Raw genomic sequence first — 20,933 nt, 5'->3', positions numbered from 1 at the left:
CCCGGGGGCCCGTCCACTCCGCAGGAGGGGCCCGCCGTACGCCGATCGGCGGCCGCGCATACTGGGGACGCACACCGCCTTCACACGCCGAGGAACCCCCATGAAGCTCAGCCGCCGCACCTCCTGGTTCCTGACCGCCTTCGGGGTCTGGTCGATCGTCATCTGGACGACCTTCGTCAAGAACCTCTGGAAGGACTCCGGCGGCCAGGCCTTCACCAACGGCGACCACTCCCAGCCCACCGCCTTCTTCTGGGTCCACCTCCTCCTCGCCGTCACCTCCTTCGCCCTCGGCATCGCCGTCGGCACCATCGGCCTCCGCGGCCTCCGCGCCACCCGCCGCACCCCGGCCACCGACTGAATTCCCATTGCCGCTGTCAGTCCCCACTGGCAAGATCCTCACCGCCTCCACACGGAACCGGTCCGGTGGACACAAGGGGTGGGGAACCTCCATGACACTTCGACACGCCCGCCGCATCGGTGGGGCCACCGCGGCGGCGCTCGCCGCCGGCCTGCTCGCGGCGCCGGGCGCCGCCGCCGTACCGGGGAACGCGGTCACCGGCCCGAAGGCGCTGCCCGCACCGGGCTTCGCCGCCACGGGCGTCCGCACCGACGCCTGCGACGACACCACCGCCCCCGGCTGGCTGGAGGTCGCGAACCCGGTGCTGAGCGTCTCGGCCACCTCGCCGCAGGTGCGCTTCAAGGTCTGGGACGACTCGACCCCGGAGCGCGACAAGATCGTCGACACCGCCGTCGATGTCACCGGCGGCGCCGCCAAGCTGGCCACCAGCGGCCTGGCGGACGGCCACTCCTACTCCTGGCAGACCTGGCCCGACTACGACCCGGGCAGCGGCAAGCCCGCTCCGACGTGCCACTTCCGGGTCGACCTGACCCACCCGGGTGTGTCCGTCTCCTCCACCGACTTCCCGGAGAGCGGCTCCGGCACCACCCCCGGCAAGTACGCGGGTGAGAACGGCGTCTTCACCCTCAAGGGCCTCGACGCCGTCCCGGCCGGCGGCCAGGCCTCCGGGGTGGCCTGCTACCGGTACGTGCTGAACGGCTCGCTGGGCGTCGGCTGGGACTGTGCCTCCGGACACACCGTCAAGGCGGGCGCCGACGGCACCGCCCAGCTGACCCTCAAGCCCAAGGACTGGGGCGCCAACATCCTGACCGTCCAGGCCATGGACGACGCGGGCAACGTCAGCCAGCCGTTCAGCTACTCGTTCTTCGCCCCCTGGGACTCGCGTCCGAAGCCGGCCGTCCCCGGCGACGTGGACGGCGACGCCGTCCCGGACATCCTGCTCCCGGACGCCCAGGGCGACCTGCAGATCATCAGCGCCGCCGCCGAGGACACCACCCCGACCTCCACCGTCCCGGCCGTGCTCGCCCCGCTGCGCGCCGGCTGGAAGGACGACCTGGTGCTGCACCGGGGCTGGGCCAACATCCACGGGCCCGGCGACGACCTGGTCGTGCGGCCCAAGGACAACGCCCAGGTCCTGTACGTCTACGCCAACTGGAGCAAGGGCGACTTCAGCGACCGGCTGCCCACCCTCGCGTGGAAGCCGTCCGACTGCATCGACGCCGCCGACGAGCAGGGCGCCTGCCCCGAGGACTACGCCGCGGACTGGTCCGCCGCAGACCAGCTCGTCGCGGTCGGCGGCCGCTTCGGCGCGGCCTCGCCGTCCCTCCCGACGCTTCTCGCGGTGGAGCACGGCAAGCTCTACGCCTACTACGACCAGTCCCGTGACTACGCGTACGCCCAGCCCGTCGCCACCACCGGCGACTGGAGCGGCTACGACCTGATCGCCCCCGGCGCGGACGCCTCCGGCAACCTCACCGTGTGGGCGCGCGAGCGGGCCACCGGTAACCTGCACGCCTACCCGGTGACCAGGAAGGCCAACTCCCTGCTCGACTTCTCCGCCCTCGCCGACCCCTCGGCGAACGTGGTCGCCACCGGCTTCACCACCGCCGCCTACCCGACGCTCGACAGCGCGGGCGACGGTGACGGGGACGGCAAGCCGGACCTGTGGGCCGTGACCCCCGACCGGCACCTGGTGACCTTCAGCGGCTGGTCCGCGCCGAAGGACCTCGGCGCCCTGCGCTAGGAGAGGCGCGCCGCGCCAGGAGAACGCGGAGGCCCCCGGCCCGATCGGTGGATCGGGACGGGGGCCTCCGGGTTGTCAGGCGGGGATCAGAAGCGGCGGGTGACCAGGGCCCGCTTCACTTCCTGGATCGCCTTGGTGACCTCGATGCCGCGCGGGCAGGCCTCGGAGCAGTTGAAGGTGGTGCGGCAGCGCCACACGCCCTCACGGTCGTTGAGGATCTCCAGGCGCTGCTCGGCGCCCTCGTCGCGCGAGTCGAAGATGAAGCGGTGCGCGTTGACGATGGCGGCCGGGCCGAAGTACTGGCCGTCGTTCCAGAACACCGGGCAGGACGACGTGCACGCGGCGCACAGGATGCACTTGGTGGTGTCGTCGAAGCGCTCGCGGTCCTCGGCGGACTGGAGGCGCTCACGGGTCGGCTCGTTCCCCTTGGTGATGAGGAACGGCATGACGTCCTTGTACGCCTGGAAGAACGGGTCCATGTCCACGACCAGGTCCTTGAGGACCGTCAGGCCCTTGATGGCCTCGATCGTGATCGGCTTCTCCGGGTTGACGTCCTTGATCAGGGTCTTGCACGCCAGCCGGTTGCGGCCGTTGATCCGCATGGCGTCGGAGCCGCAGATGCCGTGCGCGCAGGAACGGCGGTAGGTGAGGGTGCCGTCCTGCTCCCACTTGATCTTGTTGAGCGCGTCCAGGACGCGCTCCTTCGGGTCCAGGGTCAGCTGGTAGTCGACCCACACCGGGTCCGGGTGCTCCTCCGGGTTGAACCGGCGGATCCGGAAGGTGACGGTGATCAGCTGGACGCCGCCCGCCTCAGCCGCGTCCAGAGCGGCCGAGTGCTTCTCCACGGTCGGAGTGCTCATCAGTACTTACGCTCCATCGGCTGGTAGCGGGTCGTGACGACCGGCTTGTAGTCGAGGCGGATGGAGGTGGTGCCGTCGGCGGCAACCTCCTGGTACGCCATGGTGTGCTGCATGAACTTCACGTCGTCACGGGTCGGGAAGTCCTCGCGGTAGTGGCCGCCGCGGGACTCCTCGCGGGCCAGCGCGGAGACGGCCAGCACCTCGGCCAGGTCGAGCAGGTTGCCCAGCTCGACGGCCTCCAGCAGGTCCGTGTTGTACCGGAAGCCCTTGTCCTGGATGGAGACGTTCTTGTAGCGCTCCTTCAGCGCGGCGATGTCCTCGACCGCCTGCTTCAGGGTGGCGCCGGTGCGGTACACCATGGCGTTGGTGTCCATGGTCTCCTGCAGCTCCTTGCGGATCTGCGCCACGGACTCGGTGCCGGTGCCCTCGCGCAGGCCGTCGACCAGGGCCTGGACCTTCTCGGCCGGGTTCTCGGGCAGCTCGACGAACTCGTTCGCGTTGGCGTAGTCGGCGGCGGCGATGCCCGCGCGCTTGCCGAACACGTTGATGTCCAGCAGCGAGTTGGTGCCCAGGCGGTTGGCGCCGTGCACGGACACGCAGGCGACCTCGCCGGCCGCGTACAGGCCCGGGACGACGTCGGTGTTGTTGCGCAGGACCTCACCCTCGACGTTGGTCGGGATGCCGCCCATGGCGTAGTGCGCGGTGGGCTGGATCGGGATCGGGTCCGTGTAGGGCTCGATGCCGAGGTAGGTGCGCGCGAACTCGGTGATGTCCGGCAGCTTGGCGTCCAGCTGCTCCGGCGGCAGGTGGGTCAGGTCCAGGTAGACGTGGTCGCCGTCCGGACCGCAGCCGCGACCCTCGCGGATCTCGGTGTAGATCGCGCGGGAGCAGACGTCACGGGACGCGAGGTCCTTCATGACGGGGGCGTAGCGCTCCATGAAGCGCTCGCCGTCCTTGTTGCGCAGGATGCCGCCCTCGCCGCGGGCGCCCTCGGTGAGCAGGATGCCCATGCGCCAGATGCCCGTCGGGTGGAACTGGAAGAACTCCATGTCCTCCAGCGGCAGGCCGCGGCGGTAGACCAGGGCCTGGCCGTCACCGGTGAGGGTGTGGGCGTTGGAGGAGACCTTGAAGAACTTGCCGGTGCCGCCGGAGGCGAACACGACCGACTTGGCCTGGAAGACGTGGATCTCGCCGGTGGCCAGCTCGTACGCGACGACGCCGGCCGTCTTGCCCTCGTTGATCAGCAGGTCGAGGACGTAGTACTCGTTGAAGAACTCGACGCCGTGCTTGACGCAGTTCTGGAACAGCGTCTGGAGGATCATGTGGCCGGTGCGGTCGGCCGCGTAGCACGAGCGGCGGACCGGGGCCTCGCCGTGGTTGCGGGAGTGACCGCCGAAGCGGCGCTGGTCGATCCGGCCCTGCTCGGTGCGGGAGAAGGGCAGACCCATCTTCTCCAGGTCGAGGACGGCGTCGATGGCCTCCTTGCACATGATCTCGGCGGCGTCCTGGTCGACCAGGTAGTCACCGCCCTTGACCGTGTCGAAGGTGTGCCACTCCCAGTTGTCCTCCTCGACGTTGGCCAGGGCGGCGCACATGCCGCCCTGGGCCGCGCCGGTGTGGGACCGGGTCGGGTAGAGCTTGGTCAGGACGGCGGTGCGGCTGCGCTGCGTCGACTCGATGGCCGCGCGCATGCCGGCGCCGCCGGCGCCGACGATGACGGTGTCGTACTGGTGAATCTGCATGGGGGGTTAACTCGCCTCTGGCCTCTGCCGATGGTCGATGGTGCTCGCGGCTCAGATGTTGGGGTCGAAGGTGAAGATCACCAGGGTGCCCAGCAGCACGGTGAAGACCGTGGCGGTACCCATGAGCCCCTTGAGCCAGAGCCGGGTCGAGTCCTTCTCGGCGTAGTCGTTGATGACCTGACGCATGCCGTTGGCGCCGTGCAGCATGGCGAGCCAGAGCATCAGCAGGTCCCAGCCCTGCCAGAACGGCGAGGCCCAGCGGCCGGCCACGAAGGCGAAGCCGATCTTGGAGACGCCGCCGTCGAGCACCAGCATGATCAGCAGGTGGCCGAGGATCAGCACGACCAGGACGATGCCGGACAGGCGCATGAAGAGCCAGGCCAGCATCTCGAAGTTGGTGCGGGTGCGACGCGGGGTCTTCTTGGTCCGCTGGCGCGGAGGCTCGATGACGAACGCGTCGGCCGGGTTGCCGGTGCCCAGTCCCTTGCCGGTGTGCGCCTGCTTCGAGGGGACGACGATGGCGTCGGAGATTTCCGTGGACATGTCTCGGCTCACTTCCCGAACCAGGAGATCAGCGTGTGCTGGAGGATCCCGTAGAAGGAACCGGCCATCAGGACGACCCAGACGCCGACGACGGTCCAGAGCATCTGCTTCTGGTACTTCGGGCCCTTGGACCAGAAGTCCACTGCGACGACGCGCAGGCCGTTGAGAGCGTGGAACAGGATGGCGGCCACCAGGCCGTACTCCATCAGGTTCACGAGCGGAGTCTTGTACGTCTGGATGACGGTGTCGTAGGACTCCGGCGACACTCGCACGAGGGCGGTGTCCAGGACGTGGGCGAACAGGAAGAAGAAGATGAGGACGCCGGTGACTCGATGAGCCACCCAGCTCCACATGCCTTCCCGGCCGCGGTACAGCGTTCCAGCCGGCACGGAAAAACCCTCCGGAAGCGATTGGGGGCTCGGCCGGCTTCGGTGTCGGTCAGCCCGGCCGGGTACGGTCCACCGGCCGCCAGCATCCTATCGACGCCTTCTCGGGAACCGCCTCCGGGGGCCCCAGGTGTGATCAATCAGGCACTTCTGGCCTAGCGGGGCGGGAACCGGACCGGCCTTCGCCACGGCGGGTGACGGCGCACTCACGCCCCGCACCGGAGGGTGCGGGGCGCGGCGGTCCGGGCTCGGGGCGGTTCGGCTCCGGTGGTGCTCCGGATTCACCCGTCCGGGTGGGTTCGCGGGTGGAGTCACCCGTACGGGTGCGGTCGGGGTGTGTGCTGCGGGGTCAGCGCGCCGCGGCCTCCGTAGGGGTGGCGACCAGGTGCTCCAGTCGGGTGAGGGCGATCCGGCGGAGTTCGTCGGACGCGATCAGCCGCTCCTCGTCCGGGTCGTTGGCGAGCCGGGTGCGGATGGAGGAGAGCACGGTGTCGAGCATCTCCTCCGGGACGACCCGCTCCAGGCAGACCACGAAGACGTGCCCGAACCGGGCCTCGTACGCGGCGTGCGCCGCCCGCAGCGCGGTGTGGGCGGCCTGGCTTCCGGGGGCCCGCATGCCGAGGAGCGGCTGCGGCATCCAGCTCTCGTCCGCCAGCGCCTCGGCGAGGTCGGTCGGGCGGAGGTCGTAGGAGGCCTCGCTGGCGGCGGCCAGCAGGGACTCGATGTCGGGGTAGGGCCGGTGCGCGGTGAGGCGAAGGGCCCAGCGGTGGCTGCCGCAGCAGGCCAGCAGGGCCTCCTCGGCAGCGCCGGCGTCGGCTTCGTTGAAGCGGTGCAACCCGAGGAGGGTCGGCTCTGTTCTGACGTCGAGCCGCTGTGACGGGATGTCGCTGGCCAGCGGGTCCTCCTCGTGAGGGCGGGAAGGTGCCGGTGAAGGGGGGGTGGTGAGCGGGTGGAAGAGGGGCTGCCGAGGGGCGCGCGGGCACCGGTCGGGCTGCGCCTCAAAGGTAGTTGAGCCATCATCAGTTGGGGAGGGCGCGCGCCGAATTCATCCGGACGAGCTATCAAGTTGTGACGTTGACACCTGCACGTCAGCGCCCTCCCCGCCGTCGTCCGCCGGCCCCTCGGGACGGGCCCCGGCTCAGCCGCGGTGGACCTTGTGGTTGGCGGCCTGGGCCCGGGGGCGGACCACCAGCAGGTCGATGTTCACGTGCGAGGGGCGGGTGACCGCCCACGCCACGGTGTCCGCGACGTCCTCCGAGGTGAGCGGTTCGGCCACGCCCGCGTACACCGCGGCGGCCTTCTCCTCGTCGCCGCGGAAGCGGGTGACCGCGAAGCCCTCGGACTTCACCATGCCGGGCGCGATCTCGATCACCCGGATCGGCTCCCCGCACAGCTCCAGCCGCAGCGTGGCGGCGATGGTGTGCGCGGCGTGCTTGGCGGCGACGTACCCGCCGCCGCCCTCGTACGCGGCCAGCGCGGCGGTCGAGGAGAGCACCAGCACCGTGCCGTCGCCGGTGGCCCGCAGGGCCGGCAGCAGGGCCTGGGTCACGTGCAGCACGCCGAGCACGTTCACCTCGTACATGGCCCGCCAGTCGGCCGGGTCGCCGTGCTCGACGGTCTCGGCGCCGATCGCGCCGCCGGCGTTGTTCACCAGGACGTCCACCCGGCCGATCGCGGCCGCGAAGGCGTCCACCGCGGCCCGGTCGGTGACGTCCAGGGTGACCGCCCGGGCGGAGCCGCCCCCGTCGGCGATCTCCTTGGCCAGCGCCTCGACGCGGTCGGTCCGGCGGGCGGTCAGCACCACGTCGAAACCCTCGGCGGCCAGCCGGCGGGCGGTCGCCGCGCCGATCCCGCTGCTGGCACCGGTGACCACGGCCACCTTCTGCTCGGTCATTGCCACTCCCTGGGGCTCATCGGTCGTTCACCCGATCATCTCAACCGCGTCGCCGCCCCGGCGGGCCGGTCAGGCCCTACATTGCGAGACATCGCGAGGACCCCCCTCCCAGTTCCGCAGGAGGCACCCATGGCAGCCGAGCCGCGCCGCGCCGAGTCGGGCTTCGGGATCGAACCGCTGTACGGCCCCGAGTCCCTGGCCGGCTGGGACGCCGGCGCCCGGCTGGGCCGGCCGGGGGAGTACCCGTTCACCCGGGGCGTCTATCCGACGATGTACACCGGCCGCCCCTGGACGATGCGCCAGTACGCGGGCTTCGGTACCGCCGCCGAGTCCAACGCCCGCTACCGGCAGCTGATCGCGGGCGGCGGCACCGGCCTCTCGGTCGCCTTCGACCTGCCCACCCAGATGGGCTACGACTCGGACGCGCCGCTCGCCGCCGGGGAGGTCGGCAGGGTGGGCGTCGCCGTGGACAGCGTGGACGACATGGCGGTGCTGTTCGACGGCATCCCGCTCGGCGGGGTGTCCACCTCGATGACCATCAACGCGCCCGCCGCCCTGCTCCTGCTCCTCTACCGGCTGGTCGCCGAGGCCCAGGGGGTGGCGCCGGCGGCGCTCACCGGCACGGTCCAGAACGACGTGCTGAAGGAGTACATCGCCCGCGGCACCTACATCTTCCCGCCGCAGCCCTCGCTGCGGCTGGTCGCCGACGTCTTCCGGTACTGCCGGGCCGAGATCCCGCGCTGGAACACCATCTCCATCTCCGGCTACCACATGGCCGAGGCCGGCGCCGATCCCGCGCAGGAGGTCGCCTTCACCCTGGCCAACGGCATCGCCTACGTCCGTACCGCGCTCGCCGCCGGGATGGCCGTGGACGACTTCGCGCCCCGGCTCTCCTTCTTCTTCGTGGCCCGGACGACCCTTCTGGAGGAAGTGGCCAAGTTCCGGGCGGCCCGGAGGATCTGGGCCGGAATCATGCGGGACGGATTCGGTGCCCGGGACCCGCGCTCGCAGATGCTGCGCTTCCACACCCAGACCGCGGGAGTGCAGCTCACCGCCCAGCAGCCCGAGGTCAACCTGGCCCGGGTCACCGTCCAGGCGCTCGCCGCGGTGCTCGGCGGCACCCAGTCGCTGCACACCAACGGATTCGACGAGGCGATCGCGCTGCCCACCGAGAAGGCCGCCCGGCTCGCCCTGCGCACCCAGCAGGTGCTCGCGTACGAGACCGACGTGACCGCCACCGTGGACCCGTTCGCCGGCTCCTACGCCGTCGAGTCGCTCACCGACGAGCTGGAGGACGCCGCGCGGGCGCTGATGGACCGGATCGAGGAGCAGGGCGGCGCGGTGGCCGCGATCGAACGCGGCTTCCAGAAGGGCGAGATCGAGCGCACCGCCTACCGGCTCCAGCAGGAGACCGACTCCGGGGAGCGGACCGTGGTCGGCGTCAACCGCTTCCGGTCGGACACGGAGGAGCCCTACCAGCCGCTGCGGGTGGACCCGGCGATCGAGCGGCGGCAGGCGCGGCGGCTGGCCCGGCTGCGGGCCGAGCGCTCGGCCGGCGCCGTCACCCGGACGCTGGACGCGCTGCGCCGCACCGCCGAGGGGACGGAGAACGTGCTGTACCCGATGAAGGAGGCGCTGGCCGCCCGGGCCACCGTCGGCGAGGTGTGCGACGCGCTGCGCGGGGTGTGGGGGACGTACGCCCCGGTGGAGCGCTTCTGACCTCCGGCTGAGCGGTCGTCAACCCGTCGGTGCCGCCGGGCGGTGGTGGCCGTGACCGCCGGCCGGAGGGATCGTTGCACAGGGCACGCAACCCGGGGAAGGCGGCTGAAACAAGATGTCATACCCACGTGTCAGGCCGGTATGCACCCATCCGGAGACTAATTTTCCGGAAGTCAGGCCAAATCCCCCCAACAGGCCTACGATTGGCGAGATGAACCGTCCTGAGCCCGCTCAGTCGGGCACCACTCTCGCCGCCGCACGCCCCGCCGCCGATCTGCGCGACCGGGTACGGGCGCTGGAGCCCGAGCTGATCGCCTTCCGTCGTGATCTGCACCGGCACCCGGAGCTGGGCCGCCAGGAGTTCCGAACCACCGGGCTGCTGCGCGACCGGCTGGTGGCGGCCGGCCTCGAACCCCGGGTGCTGCCCGGCGGCACCGGCATGCTCGTCGACATCGTCCCGCCCGGCACCGCCCCGGGTACGGAGTTCCTGGCCTTCCGCGCCGACATCGACGCGCTGCCGATCGACGACGCCAAGACCGACGTGCCGTACCGCTCCTCCGTCCCCGGCCGGGCCCACGCCTGCGGCCACGACGTGCACACCTCGGTGGTGCTCGGCACCGGCCTGGTGCTGGCGGAGGCCGCCCGCACCGGCGAACTGCGCCGCCCCGTCCGGCTGGTGTTCCAGCCCGCCGAGGAGGTCATGCCGGGCGGCGCGCTGGACGTGATCAAGGCCGGCGGGATGGCGGGCGTCGGGCGGATCTTCGCGGTGCACTGCGACCCGAAGGTGGAGGTCGGCCGGATCGCCCTGCGGGTCGGGGCGATCACCTCGGCCTGCGACCGCCTGGTGCTCCACCTGGACGGCCCCGGCGGGCACACCGCCCGTCCGCACCTGACCACCGATCTGGTCACCGCCGTCGCCCGGATGGCCGCCGACCTCCCGGGTGCGCTGGCCCGCCGGATGGACCCGCGCTGGGGCGTCAGCCTGGTCTGGGGGCGGGTCGCCTCCGGCTCCGCGGCCAACGTCATCCCGCAGCACGCCGAACTGGAGGGCACCGTCCGCTGCCTGGAGCTGGACGGCTGGCGCGAGGCGCCGGACCTGCTGCACGAGCTGATCGCCAAGCTGGCCGAGACCTACCGGGCCAAGTGGACGCTGGACTACCACCGCGGGGTGCCGCCGGTGGTCAACGAGGCGGTCTCGGTCGCCCGGTTGGACGAGGCGATGAACGACCGTTTCGGCCGGGACGGCGCCGTGGTCGTGGAGGGCACCGAGCAGAGCCTGGGCGGCGAGGACTTCTCCTGGTACCTGGAGCACGCCCCGGGCGCCCTGGCCCGGCTGGGCGTCCGCGCCCCCGGTGACGCCACCGTCCGCGACCTGCACCAGGGCCGCTTCGACGTGGACGAACGGTCGATCGGCATCGGCGTGGAGCTGTTCTCGGCGCTGGCCCTGGAGGCGGACGGCAGCTGACGGCGCGGCGACAGCCGGCGACGGACCCGGGGCGGTGCGGCCGACACGGGCGGAACAGTGGATCCGGAGGTTCCGGAACCGTTCCGTAGACTGGCCGGACCGACCTCGGATCACCGTCCGCGCAGGGGATAGAGCCTCGGGGCGAGCATCAGACCACGGTTTGATAACAACCCGAATGCTCCGGCACCCCGTAACACAACCGTGTTCTACGCGCGTTACGGTGGCGTCCGACCACGCCAAACGGTTGCGTGTAGAAGGAGATATCCCCTTGCGCCGTTCAATGAAGCTCGCCGCGGTTGTGCTCTCGGGTTCCCTGGGCATGGCCTCGCTCGCCGCTTGCGGCGCAAAGAGCACCGACACCTCCTCCTCTTCCGGCTCGGGCGACGGCTCGATCAAGGTCGGCATGGCCTACGACATCGGCGGCCGCGGCGACCAGTCGTTCAACGACTCCGCCGCCCGTGGTCTCGACAAGGCCAAGTCCGAGCTGGGCGTCTCCGTGACCGAGGCCGAGGCCAAGCAGGGCGAGGCCGAGGCCGACAAGGAGACCCGCCTCAAGAACCTGATCGACGGTGGCTACAAGACCATCGTCGCGGTCGGCTTCGTCTACCAGCAGGCGGTCAACAAGGTCGCCAAGGACAACCCGGGCGTCAAGTTCGCGATCATCGACTCGAACGACAAGGACCAGCCGGCCAACGTCACCTCGCTGCTCTTCGCCGAGCAGGAGGGCTCGTACCTGGCCGGCGTCGCCGCCGCGAACAAGTCGAGGGCCAAGCACGTCGGCTTCATCGGCGGTGTGCAGTCCGAGCTGATCAAGAAGTTCGAGGCCGGCTACACCGCGGGCGTGAAGTCCGTCGACCCGAACATCACGGTCGAGACCACGTACCTGACCACCCCGCCGGACTTCACCGGCTTCGCCTCGCCCGACAAGGGCAAGGAGGCCGCCCAGGGCCAGCTCGACAAGGGCGCGGACGTCATCTACACCGCCGCCGGCTCCTCCGGCAACGGCGCCATCGAGGCCGTCGCCAACAAGTCGGGCGCGCTGGCCATCGGCGTCGACTCCGACCAGGCCAGCCAGCCGGCCCTGGCGAAGTACAAGAACAGCATCCTGACCTCGATGGTCAAGAACGTCGACACCGCGGTGTTCTCGTACGTCCAGTCGGTCAAGCAGGGCCAGAGCCCGACCGGCGTCAAGCTGTTCGACCTGAAGGCCGAGGGTGTCTCGCTCGCCACCACCGGCGGCAAGATCGACGACATCCAGGACAAGCTGAAGGCCGCCGCCGACGCGATCAAGTCCGGCGCCACCACCATTCCGACCGCGCCGGTCAAGTAAGCACCGCGCGTCCCGGACGCCGCAGCGCCTGCCGCCTGCCCGGCAGCGCGATGCATCCACACAGTTCACGGGAGGGGCCCGGCAGGGTGCGCTCAACGCGTACCCCCGGGCCCCGTTCCGTCTTCCACGTTCCCCCTTGGCCCTCCGAGCGCAACGACGCGCCTCCAGACCACCAGGAGATCGCCATCACCGCATCCGACCCCGTCCCCCTGCGCAAGGACGGCACCCCCAGCGCGGGGACGGCGACACTGGCCGTCGAACTGCGCGGCATCACCAAGCGCTTCCCGGGTGTCGTGGCCAACCACGACATCAACCTCACCGTCCGCACCGGCACCGTGCACGCCCTGATGGGTGAGAACGGCGCCGGCAAGTCGACGCTGATGAAGATCCTCTACGGCATGCAGAAGCCGGACGAGGGCACCATCGCGATCAACGGCGAACTGTGCGAGTTCAACACCCCCGGCGACGCCATCTCCCGCGGCATCGGCATGGTGCACCAGCACTTCATGCTCGCCGACAACCTCACGGTGTGGGAGAACGTCGTCCTCGGCGGCGAGAAGATCCACGGCATCGGCGCCAGGGCCAAGGCCAAGATCAAGGAGATCTCCGACCAGTACGGCCTGGGCGTGCGCCCGGACGCCCTGGTCGAGGACCTCGGCGTCGCCGACCGCCAGCGCGTCGAGATCCTCAAGGTGCTGTACCGCGGTGCCAAGATCCTGATCCTCGACGAGCCCACGGCCGTGCTCGTGCCGCAGGAGGTCGACGCGCTGTTCGACAACCTGCGCGAGCTCAAGTCCGAGGGCGTCACCGTCATCTTCATCTCGCACAAGCTGCACGAGGTGCTCGCGGTGGCCGACGCGATCAGCGTCATCCGGCGCGGCACCACGGTCGGCGACGCCGACCCGAAGGCCGTCACCGCCCGCCAGCTCGCCGAGCTGATGGTCGGCGCCGAGCTGCCCTCCCCGGAGAGCCGCGAGTCGACCGTCACCGACCGCGTGATGCTCGACGTCGACGGCCTGCGGATCGCCAAGACCGACGCCGAGGGCGTCGAGCGCGTCGTCCTGGACGACGTCTCGCTGCGCATCCACAGGGGCGAGATCCTCGGCATCGCCGGTGTCGAGGGCAACGGCCAGGCCGAGCTGGTCGAGGCCGTCATGGGCATGCTGCCGCTGAACGCCGGCACCGTCACCCTGGACGGCAAGGACCTCTCCGGCGTCCAGACCCGGGCCCGCCGTGAGGCCGGCATCGGCTACATCCCCGAGGACCGCCACCGGCACGGCCTGCTGCTGGAGGCTCCGCTCTGGGAGAACCGCATGCTCGGGCACGTCACCGAGGCGCCCAACTCCAAGGGCGTGCTGCTCGACCCGGCCGCCGCCCGGGTGGACACCCAGCGGATCGTCGAGGAGTACGACGTCCGCACTCCCGGCATCGAGGTCACCGCGGCCTCGCTCTCCGGCGGCAACCAGCAGAAGCTGATCATCGGCCGCGAGATGAGCCACCAGCCCAAGCTGCTGATCGCCGCCCACCCCACCCGCGGTGTGGACGTCGGCGCGCAGGCGCAGATCTGGGAGCACATCCGGGCCGCCCAGCGGGACGGCCTGGCCGTCCTGCTGATCTCCGCGGACCTGGACGAGCTGATCGGCCTGTCCGACACCATCCGGGTGATCTACCGCGGCCGCCTGGTCGCCGACGCCGACCCGGCCACCGTCACCGCCGAGGACCTCGGCACCGCGATGACCGGTGCCGCCAGCGGCCACCTGGAGTCCGAGCCGGAGGCCGTCGCCGAGGCGCAGGCCGCCGCCGCCGAGGGCACCGAGGCCGAGGGCGAGCACTCGCACACCGACACCGCCGACGACCCGCAGGCGGGGGAGTAACCCATGACCAGTCCCAACCCCGCCGCCGCGAAGCCCGGCCTGGCGCAGCGGTTCAGCGGTGAGCGGATCGTGCTCGCCCTGGCGGCGCCGGTGCTCGCGATCGTGCTCTCCGTCGCGATCTGCTCGGTGCTGCTGGCGACCTCGGGCAAGAACCCGTTCGACGCGTGGAACGTGATGATCACGTACGCCACCAAGTCGGACGGCCAGGTGAACATCCTCAACCGGACCACCACCTACTACCTGGCCGCCGCGGCCGCCGCGTTCGGGTTCCGGATGAACCTGTTCAACATCGGCGTCGAGGGCCAGTACAAGGTCGCGGCGCTGTTCGCGGCCTTCGTCGGCACCCAGCTCGACCTGCCGGCCTTCATCCAGATCCCGCTGCTCCTGATCACCGCCATGCTGGTCGGTGGCCTGTACGCGAGCATCGCCGGTCTGCTGAAGGTCTACCGCGGCGTCAGCGAGGTCATCTCGACCATCATGCTGAACGCGATCGCCACCGCGATCGTCGGCGTGCTGCTCGTCCCGGGCATCTTCGCGCCCAAGGTGAGCGGCACCAGCAACTCGATCCAGACCGAGAAGATCTCGGAGTCCAGCCACTTCTTCTCGATCGAGACGAACGGCGGCAAGCTCTGGGGCTTCCTGGTCATCGCCGTCCTGGTCGGCGTGGTCTTCCAGTTCGTGCTGACCCGCACCCGCTTCGGCTTCGACCTGCGCGCCACCGGCCGCTCGGAGTCCGCCGCGACCGCGTCCGGCGTGAACGTCAAGAAGATGGTCGTCATCTCGATGATCGTCTCCGGCGCGATCGCCGGTCTGATCGGTCTGCCCGAACTGCTGCAGAACTCGTACTACTTCGGCCAGACCTTCCAGCAGAACCTGGGCTTCCTGGGCATCTCGATCGCCCTGCTCGGCCGGAACAGCCCGATCGGCATCGCCTTCGCGGCACTGCTGTTCGCCTTCCTGGACGCCTCCGGCTCGGTGCTCCCGCTGCCGCTGAACGGCGAGTTCCCGTTCGAGATCGTCGACGTCATGAAGGGCACCATCGTCATCTGCGTCGTCGTCGCGTACGAGCTGGTGCGCCGCTACGGCCTGAAGCGCCAGCAGCAGAAGGTCGGCGCCCAGCTCGCCGCCCAGCTCGCGGCCACTGAGAAGAAGGAGGTGGCCTCGTGAGCGAGCGTAGCGAGCGAGCCATCAGGCACTGCGTGTGGTGCGAAGCACGCGCCGAGCGAAGCGAGGTGCGGGCATGAGTACCGCCACCGCCGCTCGTCCGAAGGCGCCGGGCGCGCCCGCGAGGAAGCGCAAGCTGTCCTGGCCGGTCGTCCTGCTCCTGATCGCGGGCGCCCTGGTCCTGTTCTCCGCCGTGGGCATGGCCACCGGCAACCACTCGCTGACCTCCTCCGGGCAGGTCACCGCCGCGCTGGGCGCCGCCGTGCCGATCGGCATGGCCGGTCTCGGCGGTCTCTGGTCCGAGCGGGCCGGTGTGGTCAACATCGGCCTCGAAGGCATGATGGTCGCCGGCACCTTCTGCGGTGCCTGGGCGGGCTACCTGGTCAACCCGTGGGTCGGCCTGCTGGCCGGCATGGCCGGCGGCGCGCTCGGCGGCCTGCTGCACGCGGTCGTCACCGTCACCTTCGGCGTCGACCACATCGTCTCCGGCGTCGGCATCAACCTGCTGATCCCCGGCATCTGCGCGTACGTCAACCGGATCTACTACAAGGACTACGTCTCGGCCGGCGCCGGCCAGAACCAGTCCCCGCCGGCGGACCCGCTGCCGTACATCACCATCCCGGGCCTGTCCTCCGGGCTGAAGGACATCGAGAGCCACCACTGGTTCTTCGTCTCGGACCTCGCCGGGGTGCTCGGCGGCATGGTCACCAAGCTCTCGGTGGTCGTGGTGCTCGCCGCCGTACTGATCGTGGTCAGCTACTTCGCGCTCTGGCGCACGGTGTTCGGCCTGCGGCTGCGCTCCTGCGGTGAGAACCCCACCGCCGCCGAGTCGCTGGGCGTCAACGTCTACAAGTACAAGTACCTCGCGGTCGTCGCCTCCGGCGCGTTCGCGGGCCTCGGCGGTGCCTACCTCTCGCTGGTCGCCGCGCACTTCTACAAGGACGGCCAGACGGCCGGCCGGGGCTTCATCGGCCTCGCCGCGATGATCTTCGGCAACTGGATGCCCGGCGGCCTCGCCATGGGCGCCGGCCTGTTCGGCTTCACCGACAGCCTCCAGCTGCGCGACCCGGAGTCGGTGCACGTGCTGATCCTGATCGTCGGCATCGCGATGGTCCTGCTCGCGCTCTGGCACCTGTACCGCCGCAAGTACGTCTCGACGGCGATCACCACCGCGGCGGCCGCGGGCCTGATCTGCTGGTACGCGTTCACCGAGCAGGTGCAGCGCCCGCTGATCGTCGCCACGCCGTACCTGATCACCCTGGTGGTGCTGTCGCTGGCCTCGCAACGGCTGCGGATGCCGAAGGCGGACGGCCAGATCTACCGCAAGGGCCAGGGCAAGTGACGGCCCCGGGCGCTGCCGCGATCGACTGGGAGCTGCTGCGGACGGCGGCGCGCGAGGCGATGGGCCACGCGTACGCGCCGTACAGCAGGTTCCCGGTCGGCGCGGCCGCGCTGGTGGACGACGGCCGGGTGGTCACCGGCTGCAACGTCGAGAACGCCTCGTACGGGCTGGGGCTGTGTGCCGAGTGCGGGCTGGTGTCCGCGCTGCACTCCTCCGGCGGCGGTCGTCTGGTCGCCTTCACCTGCGTGGACGGCGCCGGCGACCTGCTGATGCCGTGCGGGCGCTGCCGCCAGCTGCTGTACGAGCACGGCGGCCCCGAGCTGCTGGTCGAACTGGCCTCGGGCGTGAAGCCGATGAGCGAGGTCCTGCCCGACGCGTTCGGGCCGGAGCGGCTCTAGCATCCCCTTCTGTTACGCGCGTAGAGTGTCGCGAGTGGGCCGGAACCAGGTCATCTCGCGGCACTCTTCGCTTTTGACGCTTTTTGAAACCCCTCTTGGAGCACGCATGGACGCCATCTCCGTCATCAGGACCAAGCGCGACCGCGGAGAGCTGAGCGACGCTCAGATCGACTGGGTCATCGACGCCTACACCCGCGGCGAGGTCGCCGACGAGCAGATGTCCGCCCTGGCGATGGCGATCCTGCTGAACGGGATGCGGCCGCGCGAGATCAGCCGCTGGACCGACGCCATGATCCGCTCCGGCGTCCGGATGGACTTCTCCTCGCTGCCGCTGCCCACCAGCGACAAGCACTCCACCGGCGGCGTCGGCGACAAGATCACCCTGCCGCTCGCCCCGCTGGTCGCCGCCTGCGGCGCCGCCGTCCCGCAGCTGTCCGGCCGCGGCCTCGGCCACACCGGCGGCACCCTGGACAAGCTGGAGTCCATCCCCGGCTGGCGCGCCCTGCTCTCCAACGAGGAGATGATGGACGTGCTGCGCGACGCCGGCGCGGTCATCTGCGCCGCGGGCGACGGCCTCGCGCCGGCCGACAAGAAGCTGTACGCGCTGCGCGACGTCACCGGCACGGTCGAGGCCATCCCGCTGATCGCCTCCTCGATCATGTCCAAGAAGATCGCCGAGGGCACCGGCGCGCTCGTCCTGGACGTCAAGGTCGGCTCCGGCGCGTTCATGAAGAACCTGGACGACGCCCGCGAGCTCGCCCGCACCATGGTCGGCCTGGGCACCACCGCCGGGGTCAACACCGTCGCCCTGCTCACCGACATGTCCACCCCGCTCGGCCTCACCGCGGGCAACGCGCTGGAGGTCCGGGAGTCCGTGGAGGTGCTCGCGGGCGGCGGCCCGGCCGACGTCGTGGAGCTGACCCTGGCGCTCGCCCGCGAGATGCTCGCCGCGGCCGGCGTGCAGGGCAAGGACCCGGCGGACGCGCTGCGGGACGGCTCCGCGATGGACCACTGGCGCCGCATGATCGCCGCACAGGGCGGCGACGTCGACGCCCCGCTCCCGGTCGCCCGCGAGCAGCACGTCATCCCGGCGCCCGCCTCCGGCGTGCTCACCACGCTGGACGCCTACGCGATCGGCGTCTGCGCCTGGCGCCTGGGCGCCGGCCGCGCCCGCAAGGAGGACCCGGTCCAGGCCGGGGCCGGCGTCGAGATGCACGCCAAGCCCGGCGACACCGTGGTGGCCGGCCAGCCCCTGCTGACCCTGCACACCGACACCCCGGAGCGCTTCGACTACGCGATCGAGGCCCTGGCCGGCGGCATCGAGGTCGCCCCGGCGGGCACCGCCTTCACCCCGAACCCGATCGTGCTGGACCGCATCGCCTGACGGTCCCGAGGTCTGCTCGCGTACGCCGGATCAGGCGTACGCGAGCAGACCGCCGGTGTCGAGCGTCCGGGGACCGACGGCGACCCGGTCGCCGGACACGAACGTCTCCCGGGCCGCGTAGCCGGGATCCGAGTGCACGATTCCCGTGCGGGGGCCGACCAGCAGGTGGAACGGGATCCCCATCGCCGAGTAGTCGTGGACCTTGTCGTGGTAGTCGTTCTCGGGGTCGGACTTCGAGACGATCTCCACGACGAGCAGCACCTCGTGCGGCAGGACCGCATCGACGCTCATGTTCCGGAGTCCGTCCGGGGCGGCTGTCAAGCGTCCGCGACCGTCCGCCGGGCCGCGTGGGCCTGGCGGGTGGCGTAGAGGGTGACGGCGGCGGCGAGGGTCATGGCGGTGAGGCCGACGGCGGCGGCGCCGGGCCAGCCGGTGGCGTGGTAGGCGTCGGCGCCGAGGGTGCCGCCGAGGCTGTTGCCGAGGTAGTAGGCGATCAGGTAGAGGGCGGAGGCCTGGGCGCGGCCCTCGGTGGCGGTGCGGCCGACCGAGGAGGAGGCGGTGGCGTGGCCGGCGAAGAAGCCGGCGGTGATCAGGACCAGGCCGAGCAGGGCGCAGACCAGGGACTCGGCGAGGGAGAGCAGCAGGCCGGCCGCGGTCACGCCGATGGAGACGTAGAGGGCGCCGCGCCGGCCGAGGCGGCCGGCGAGCCGGCCGGCCGCGGCGGAGGTGCCGGTGCCGACCAGGTAGACCACGAAGATCGAGGCGGCGACCGACTCCGGCAGGTGGAACGGCGCGCCGATCAGCCGGTAGCCGACGGTGTTGTAGACCGCGCCGAACACCGCCATGAACAGCATCCCGAGCAGGTACAGCCGTACCAGCAGCGGGTTGCGCAGGTGCCGTCCGACGGTCCGGGCGAGCGCGCGGGCGTCCACCGGGGCCGGGGTGAAGTGCCGGGCGGCGGGGATCAGCAGCCGGAAGACGAGGGTGGCGAGCAGCGCGAGGACGGCGGAGGCGGCGAGGCCCCAGCGCCAGCCGAACCCGGCGGCGGTCCAGCCGGAGAGCAGTCGGCCGCCCATCCCGCCGATGCTGTTGCCGGCCACGTACAGGCCCATCGCGGAGGGCAGCGCGCTGGGGTGGACCTCCTCGGCGAGGTAGGCCATGGCGGTGGCCGGGAGCCCGGCGAGGGCGGCGCCCTGGAGGGCCCGTAGGGCGACGAGGGTGGTGAGGTCCGGCGCGAGGGGCAGCGCGAGGGCGAGTACGGAGGCGGCGAGGGTGGAGGCGGTCATCACCGCGGTGCGGCCGTACCGGTCGGAGAGCGCGCTGGCCGGGAGCAGCCCGAGGGCGAGGCCGAGGGTGGCGGCGGATGCCGTCCAGCTGGCCTGGCCGGGGGTGAGGTCGAGGTCGGCCGAGAGGACCGGCAGCAGGCCCTGGGTGGAGTAGAGCAGGACGAAGGTCGCGACCCCGGCGGCGAACAGGGCGAGGTTGGCGCGGCGGAAGGCGGGCCGGCCGGGGCGGTGGCGGTCGTCCTCGGCGGAGGAGACGACGGAGGAGGGAACGGTGGCGTGGGCATCCGGGGCGGGTACGGATGCCCCGGTATTCGAGGGCTGCATGCCGTCGACCGTAGGCCTGGGGCACTTGATGCGTCCAATGCATGAAGCGTGGATGATCGATGCACTGGCGTATGAGTCGAGGGTGGTGGCGATGTCCGGTCCGGAACCGGTGGACAGCGGCGAGCAGCGGTACCGGGCTGCCGAGTTGGGGCCGGAGGAGCCGGCCGTGCTGCTGGCGCCCCGGCTGGCGCAGTTCGCCGCGGTGGCCCGGCTGGAGCACGTGACCCGGGCGGCCGCGCTGCTCGGGGTGCCGCAGCCGACGCTGTCGCGCGCGGTGGCCCGGCTGGAGGAGGAGCTGGGGGTGGACCTGCTGGCCCGTCAGGGCCGGACGGTGCGGCTGACCAGGGCGGGCCGGCTGCTGCTGGCCTCGGTGGAGCGGGCGCTGGCCGAGGTCGAGCGCGGTGCGGCGGCGGCCCGGGCGGAGGCGGACCCGGCGGGGGGCCTGGTGGCCTTCGGGTTCCTGCACACGATGGGGCCGGACGCGGTGCCGGCGCTGCTGCGCGGCTTCCGCGCGGAGCACCCGCGGGTGCGCTTCCAGCTGGTGCAGGACTACGGCGCGGCGATGCTGGAGCGGCTGCGGGCCGGGGAGTTGGACCTCTGCCTGGTCGCACCGCTGCCGGACGACCCGGCGTTCGCCGCCCGCCCGCTGGACGAGCAGCGACTGCACCTGGTCGTCCCGGCGGACCACCGGCTGGCCGGGCGGCGGCGGATCCGGCTGGCGGAGGTGGCCGAGGAGCCGTTCGTCGGACTGGAGCAGGGGTACGGGCTGCGGGTGATCACGGACGGCTTCTGCGCGCAGGCCGGGTTCGTCCCCCGGCTGGCGTTCGAGGGCGAGGAGGCGGAGACGCTGCGCGGGCTGGTGGCGGCCGGGCTGGGGGTGGCGCTGCTGCCGCCGGCCCTGGTGGCGCGGCCGGGGGTGGTGGAGCTGGAGGTGACGGCGCCGCGCACCCGGCGGGCGGTCGGGCTGGCCTGGGCGGCGGGGCGGCCGCTGACGCCGCCGGCGCGGGCCTTCCGGGACTTCGTGCTGTCCCGGCGCGGCCGGCTGTTGCAGCACGACTGAGGCCCTCATCGGGGTCGGCCGGCGCTTTGGCGGATCGTATGGACCGGGCGGTGGAATTCC

The 20,933-nt window shown here is 71.5% G+C and carries 19 protein-coding genes; 11 read left to right on the top strand and 8 right to left on the bottom strand.

All coding sequences use genetic code 11. The features are described 5' to 3' along the window. Nucleotides 1–100: 100 nt before the first annotated feature. On the top strand, nucleotides 101–358 hold the full coding sequence (locus tag ACZ7RU_RS06765; protein WP_470339839.1) for an SCO4848 family membrane protein: 258 nt from the start codon (nucleotides 101–103) through the stop codon (nucleotides 356–358). Nucleotides 359–449: 91 nt separating this feature from the next. Beyond that, entirely contained in the window at nucleotides 450–2,102 is a 1,653-nt protein-coding gene (locus ACZ7RU_RS06760) for a hypothetical protein (protein ID WP_470339838.1), read from the top strand. Nucleotides 2,103–2,188: 86 nt separating this feature from the next. On the opposite strand, the gene ACZ7RU_RS06755 is transcribed toward ACZ7RU_RS06760, so the two are convergent. The 6 genes from ACZ7RU_RS06755 to ACZ7RU_RS06730 all read right to left on the bottom strand — a co-directional run bounded on the left by ACZ7RU_RS06755 (nucleotide 2,189) and on the right by ACZ7RU_RS06730 (nucleotide 7,527). Continuing rightward, on the bottom strand, nucleotides 2,189–2,962 hold the full coding sequence (locus ACZ7RU_RS06755) for a succinate dehydrogenase iron-sulfur subunit (RefSeq protein WP_470339837.1): 774 nt from the start codon (nucleotides 2,960–2,962) through the stop codon (nucleotides 2,189–2,191). Continuing rightward, nucleotides 2,962–4,704 carry a succinate dehydrogenase flavoprotein subunit gene (gene sdhA / locus ACZ7RU_RS06750; protein ID WP_470339836.1) on the bottom strand — a complete coding sequence of 581 codons (1,743 nt, stop codon included), beginning with the start codon at nucleotides 4,702–4,704 and terminating at the stop codon, nucleotides 2,962–2,964. Before sdhA ends, ACZ7RU_RS06755 begins: the two co-directional genes overlap by 1 nt. 51 nt (nucleotides 4,705–4,755) lie before the next feature. Continuing rightward, a complete protein-coding gene (sdhD, locus tag ACZ7RU_RS06745) occupies nucleotides 4,756–5,247 on the bottom strand; it encodes a succinate dehydrogenase, hydrophobic membrane anchor protein (RefSeq protein WP_392867153.1) in 492 nt (163 codons plus the stop codon). An 8-nt stretch (nucleotides 5,248–5,255) separates the two neighbouring features. Further along, nucleotides 5,256–5,636, bottom strand: coding sequence for a succinate dehydrogenase, cytochrome b556 subunit (gene sdhC, locus ACZ7RU_RS06740; RefSeq protein WP_033332398.1), 381 nt, complete (start codon nucleotides 5,634–5,636; stop codon nucleotides 5,256–5,258). Nucleotides 5,637–5,982: 346 nt separating this feature from the next. Beyond that, nucleotides 5,983–6,468, bottom strand: coding sequence for a 2-oxo-4-hydroxy-4-carboxy-5-ureidoimidazoline decarboxylase (locus ACZ7RU_RS06735; protein WP_470339835.1), 486 nt, complete (start codon nucleotides 6,466–6,468; stop codon nucleotides 5,983–5,985). Nucleotides 6,469–6,771: 303 nt separating this feature from the next. Then, on the bottom strand, nucleotides 6,772–7,527 hold the full coding sequence (locus ACZ7RU_RS06730; protein ID WP_470339834.1) for an SDR family oxidoreductase: 756 nt from the start codon (nucleotides 7,525–7,527) through the stop codon (nucleotides 6,772–6,774). 129 nt (nucleotides 7,528–7,656) lie between these two features. On the opposite strand from ACZ7RU_RS06730, the gene ACZ7RU_RS06725 reads away from it, so the two are divergent. From ACZ7RU_RS06725 to ACZ7RU_RS06690, 8 genes are all read left to right on the top strand, one after another. Further along, the gene (locus ACZ7RU_RS06725) at nucleotides 7,657–9,246 is read left to right on the top strand and encodes an acyl-CoA mutase large subunit family protein (RefSeq protein ID WP_470339833.1); all 1,590 of its coding nucleotides are present in this window, start codon (nucleotides 7,657–7,659) and stop codon (nucleotides 9,244–9,246) included. Nucleotides 9,247–9,457: 211 nt separating this feature from the next. After that, nucleotides 9,458–10,711, top strand: coding sequence for an amidohydrolase (locus ACZ7RU_RS06720; protein WP_470339832.1), 1,254 nt, complete (start codon nucleotides 9,458–9,460; stop codon nucleotides 10,709–10,711). A 268-nt stretch (nucleotides 10,712–10,979) separates the two neighbouring features. Continuing rightward, nucleotides 10,980–12,041, top strand: coding sequence for a BMP family lipoprotein (locus tag ACZ7RU_RS06715; RefSeq protein WP_470339831.1), 1,062 nt, complete (start codon nucleotides 10,980–10,982; stop codon nucleotides 12,039–12,041). A gap of 347 nt (nucleotides 12,042–12,388) precedes the next feature. Further along, nucleotides 12,389–13,915, top strand: coding sequence for an ABC transporter ATP-binding protein (locus tag ACZ7RU_RS06710; protein ID WP_470340218.1), 1,527 nt, complete (start codon nucleotides 12,389–12,391; stop codon nucleotides 13,913–13,915). A 3-nt stretch (nucleotides 13,916–13,918) separates the two neighbouring features. After that, complete coding sequence (locus tag ACZ7RU_RS06705) at nucleotides 13,919–15,082, top strand: ABC transporter permease (protein WP_470339830.1); 1,164 nt, start codon at nucleotides 13,919–13,921, stop codon at nucleotides 15,080–15,082. Between the two features lie 73 nt (nucleotides 15,083–15,155). Beyond that, nucleotides 15,156–16,421, top strand: coding sequence for an ABC transporter permease (locus ACZ7RU_RS06700; protein WP_470339829.1), 1,266 nt, complete (start codon nucleotides 15,156–15,158; stop codon nucleotides 16,419–16,421). Next, nucleotides 16,418–16,819 (top strand): cytidine deaminase, encoded by a 402-nt coding sequence (locus ACZ7RU_RS06695; protein WP_470339828.1) that lies wholly within the window; start codon nucleotides 16,418–16,420, stop codon nucleotides 16,817–16,819. The genes ACZ7RU_RS06700 and ACZ7RU_RS06695 overlap by 4 nt, the downstream gene beginning before the upstream one ends. A gap of 106 nt (nucleotides 16,820–16,925) precedes the next feature. Next, the gene (locus ACZ7RU_RS06690; RefSeq protein WP_470339827.1) at nucleotides 16,926–18,203 is read left to right on the top strand and encodes a thymidine phosphorylase; all 1,278 of its coding nucleotides are present in this window, start codon (nucleotides 16,926–16,928) and stop codon (nucleotides 18,201–18,203) included. Between the two features lie 30 nt (nucleotides 18,204–18,233). On the opposite strand, the gene ACZ7RU_RS06685 is transcribed toward ACZ7RU_RS06690, so the two are convergent. Beyond that, a complete protein-coding gene (locus ACZ7RU_RS06685; protein WP_470339826.1) occupies nucleotides 18,234–18,494 on the bottom strand; it encodes a Uma2 family endonuclease in 261 nt (86 codons plus the stop codon). A 26-nt stretch (nucleotides 18,495–18,520) separates the two neighbouring features. Continuing rightward, the gene (locus ACZ7RU_RS06680) at nucleotides 18,521–19,813 is read right to left on the bottom strand and encodes an MFS transporter (RefSeq protein ID WP_470339825.1); all 1,293 of its coding nucleotides are present in this window, start codon (nucleotides 19,811–19,813) and stop codon (nucleotides 18,521–18,523) included. A 52-nt stretch (nucleotides 19,814–19,865) separates the two neighbouring features. On the opposite strand from ACZ7RU_RS06680, the gene ACZ7RU_RS06675 reads away from it, so the two are divergent. After that, entirely contained in the window at nucleotides 19,866–20,873 is a 1,008-nt protein-coding gene (locus tag ACZ7RU_RS06675; RefSeq protein ID WP_470339824.1) for a LysR family transcriptional regulator, read from the top strand. The last annotated feature ends 60 nt before the right edge of the window (nucleotides 20,874–20,933 follow it).

It is taken from the genome of Kitasatospora sp. NPDC114501 (assembly GCF_055633695.1).
This window is presented reverse-complemented; position numbering and strand designations above follow the sequence as displayed.

Excerpts from the sequence above, each read along its gene's own strand:
- ACZ7RU_RS06765 (WP_470339839.1), top strand. The coding sequence starts at position 101 with ATGAAGCTCAGCCGCCGCACCTCCTGGTTCCTGACCGCCTTCGGGGTC.
- ACZ7RU_RS06760 (WP_470339838.1), top strand. The coding sequence starts at position 450 with ATGACACTTCGACACGCCCGCCGCATCGGTGGGGCCACCGCGGCGGCG.
- ACZ7RU_RS06755 (WP_470339837.1), bottom strand. The coding sequence starts at position 2,962 with ATGAGCACTCCGACCGTGGAGAAGCACTCGGCCGCTCTGGACGCGGCT.
- sdhA (WP_470339836.1), bottom strand. The coding sequence starts at position 4,704 with ATGCAGATTCACCAGTACGACACCGTCATCGTCGGCGCCGGCGGCGCC.
- sdhD (WP_392867153.1), bottom strand. The coding sequence starts at position 5,247 with ATGTCCACGGAAATCTCCGACGCCATCGTCGTCCCCTCGAAGCAGGCG.
- ACZ7RU_RS06730 (WP_470339834.1), bottom strand. The coding sequence starts at position 7,527 with ATGACCGAGCAGAAGGTGGCCGTGGTCACCGGTGCCAGCAGCGGGATC.
- ACZ7RU_RS06725 (WP_470339833.1), top strand. The coding sequence starts at position 7,657 with ATGGCAGCCGAGCCGCGCCGCGCCGAGTCGGGCTTCGGGATCGAACCG.
- ACZ7RU_RS06720 (WP_470339832.1), top strand. The coding sequence starts at position 9,458 with ATGAACCGTCCTGAGCCCGCTCAGTCGGGCACCACTCTCGCCGCCGCA.
- ACZ7RU_RS06710 (WP_470340218.1), top strand. The coding sequence starts at position 12,389 with ATGGGTGAGAACGGCGCCGGCAAGTCGACGCTGATGAAGATCCTCTAC.
- ACZ7RU_RS06705 (WP_470339830.1), top strand. The coding sequence starts at position 13,919 with ATGACCAGTCCCAACCCCGCCGCCGCGAAGCCCGGCCTGGCGCAGCGG.
- ACZ7RU_RS06700 (WP_470339829.1), top strand. The coding sequence starts at position 15,156 with ATGAGTACCGCCACCGCCGCTCGTCCGAAGGCGCCGGGCGCGCCCGCG.
- ACZ7RU_RS06690 (WP_470339827.1), top strand. The coding sequence starts at position 16,926 with ATGGACGCCATCTCCGTCATCAGGACCAAGCGCGACCGCGGAGAGCTG.
- ACZ7RU_RS06685 (WP_470339826.1), bottom strand. The coding sequence starts at position 18,494 with ATGAGCGTCGATGCGGTCCTGCCGCACGAGGTGCTGCTCGTCGTGGAG.
- ACZ7RU_RS06680 (WP_470339825.1), bottom strand. The coding sequence starts at position 19,813 with ATGCAGCCCTCGAATACCGGGGCATCCGTACCCGCCCCGGATGCCCAC.
- ACZ7RU_RS06675 (WP_470339824.1), top strand. The coding sequence starts at position 19,866 with ATGATCGATGCACTGGCGTATGAGTCGAGGGTGGTGGCGATGTCCGGT.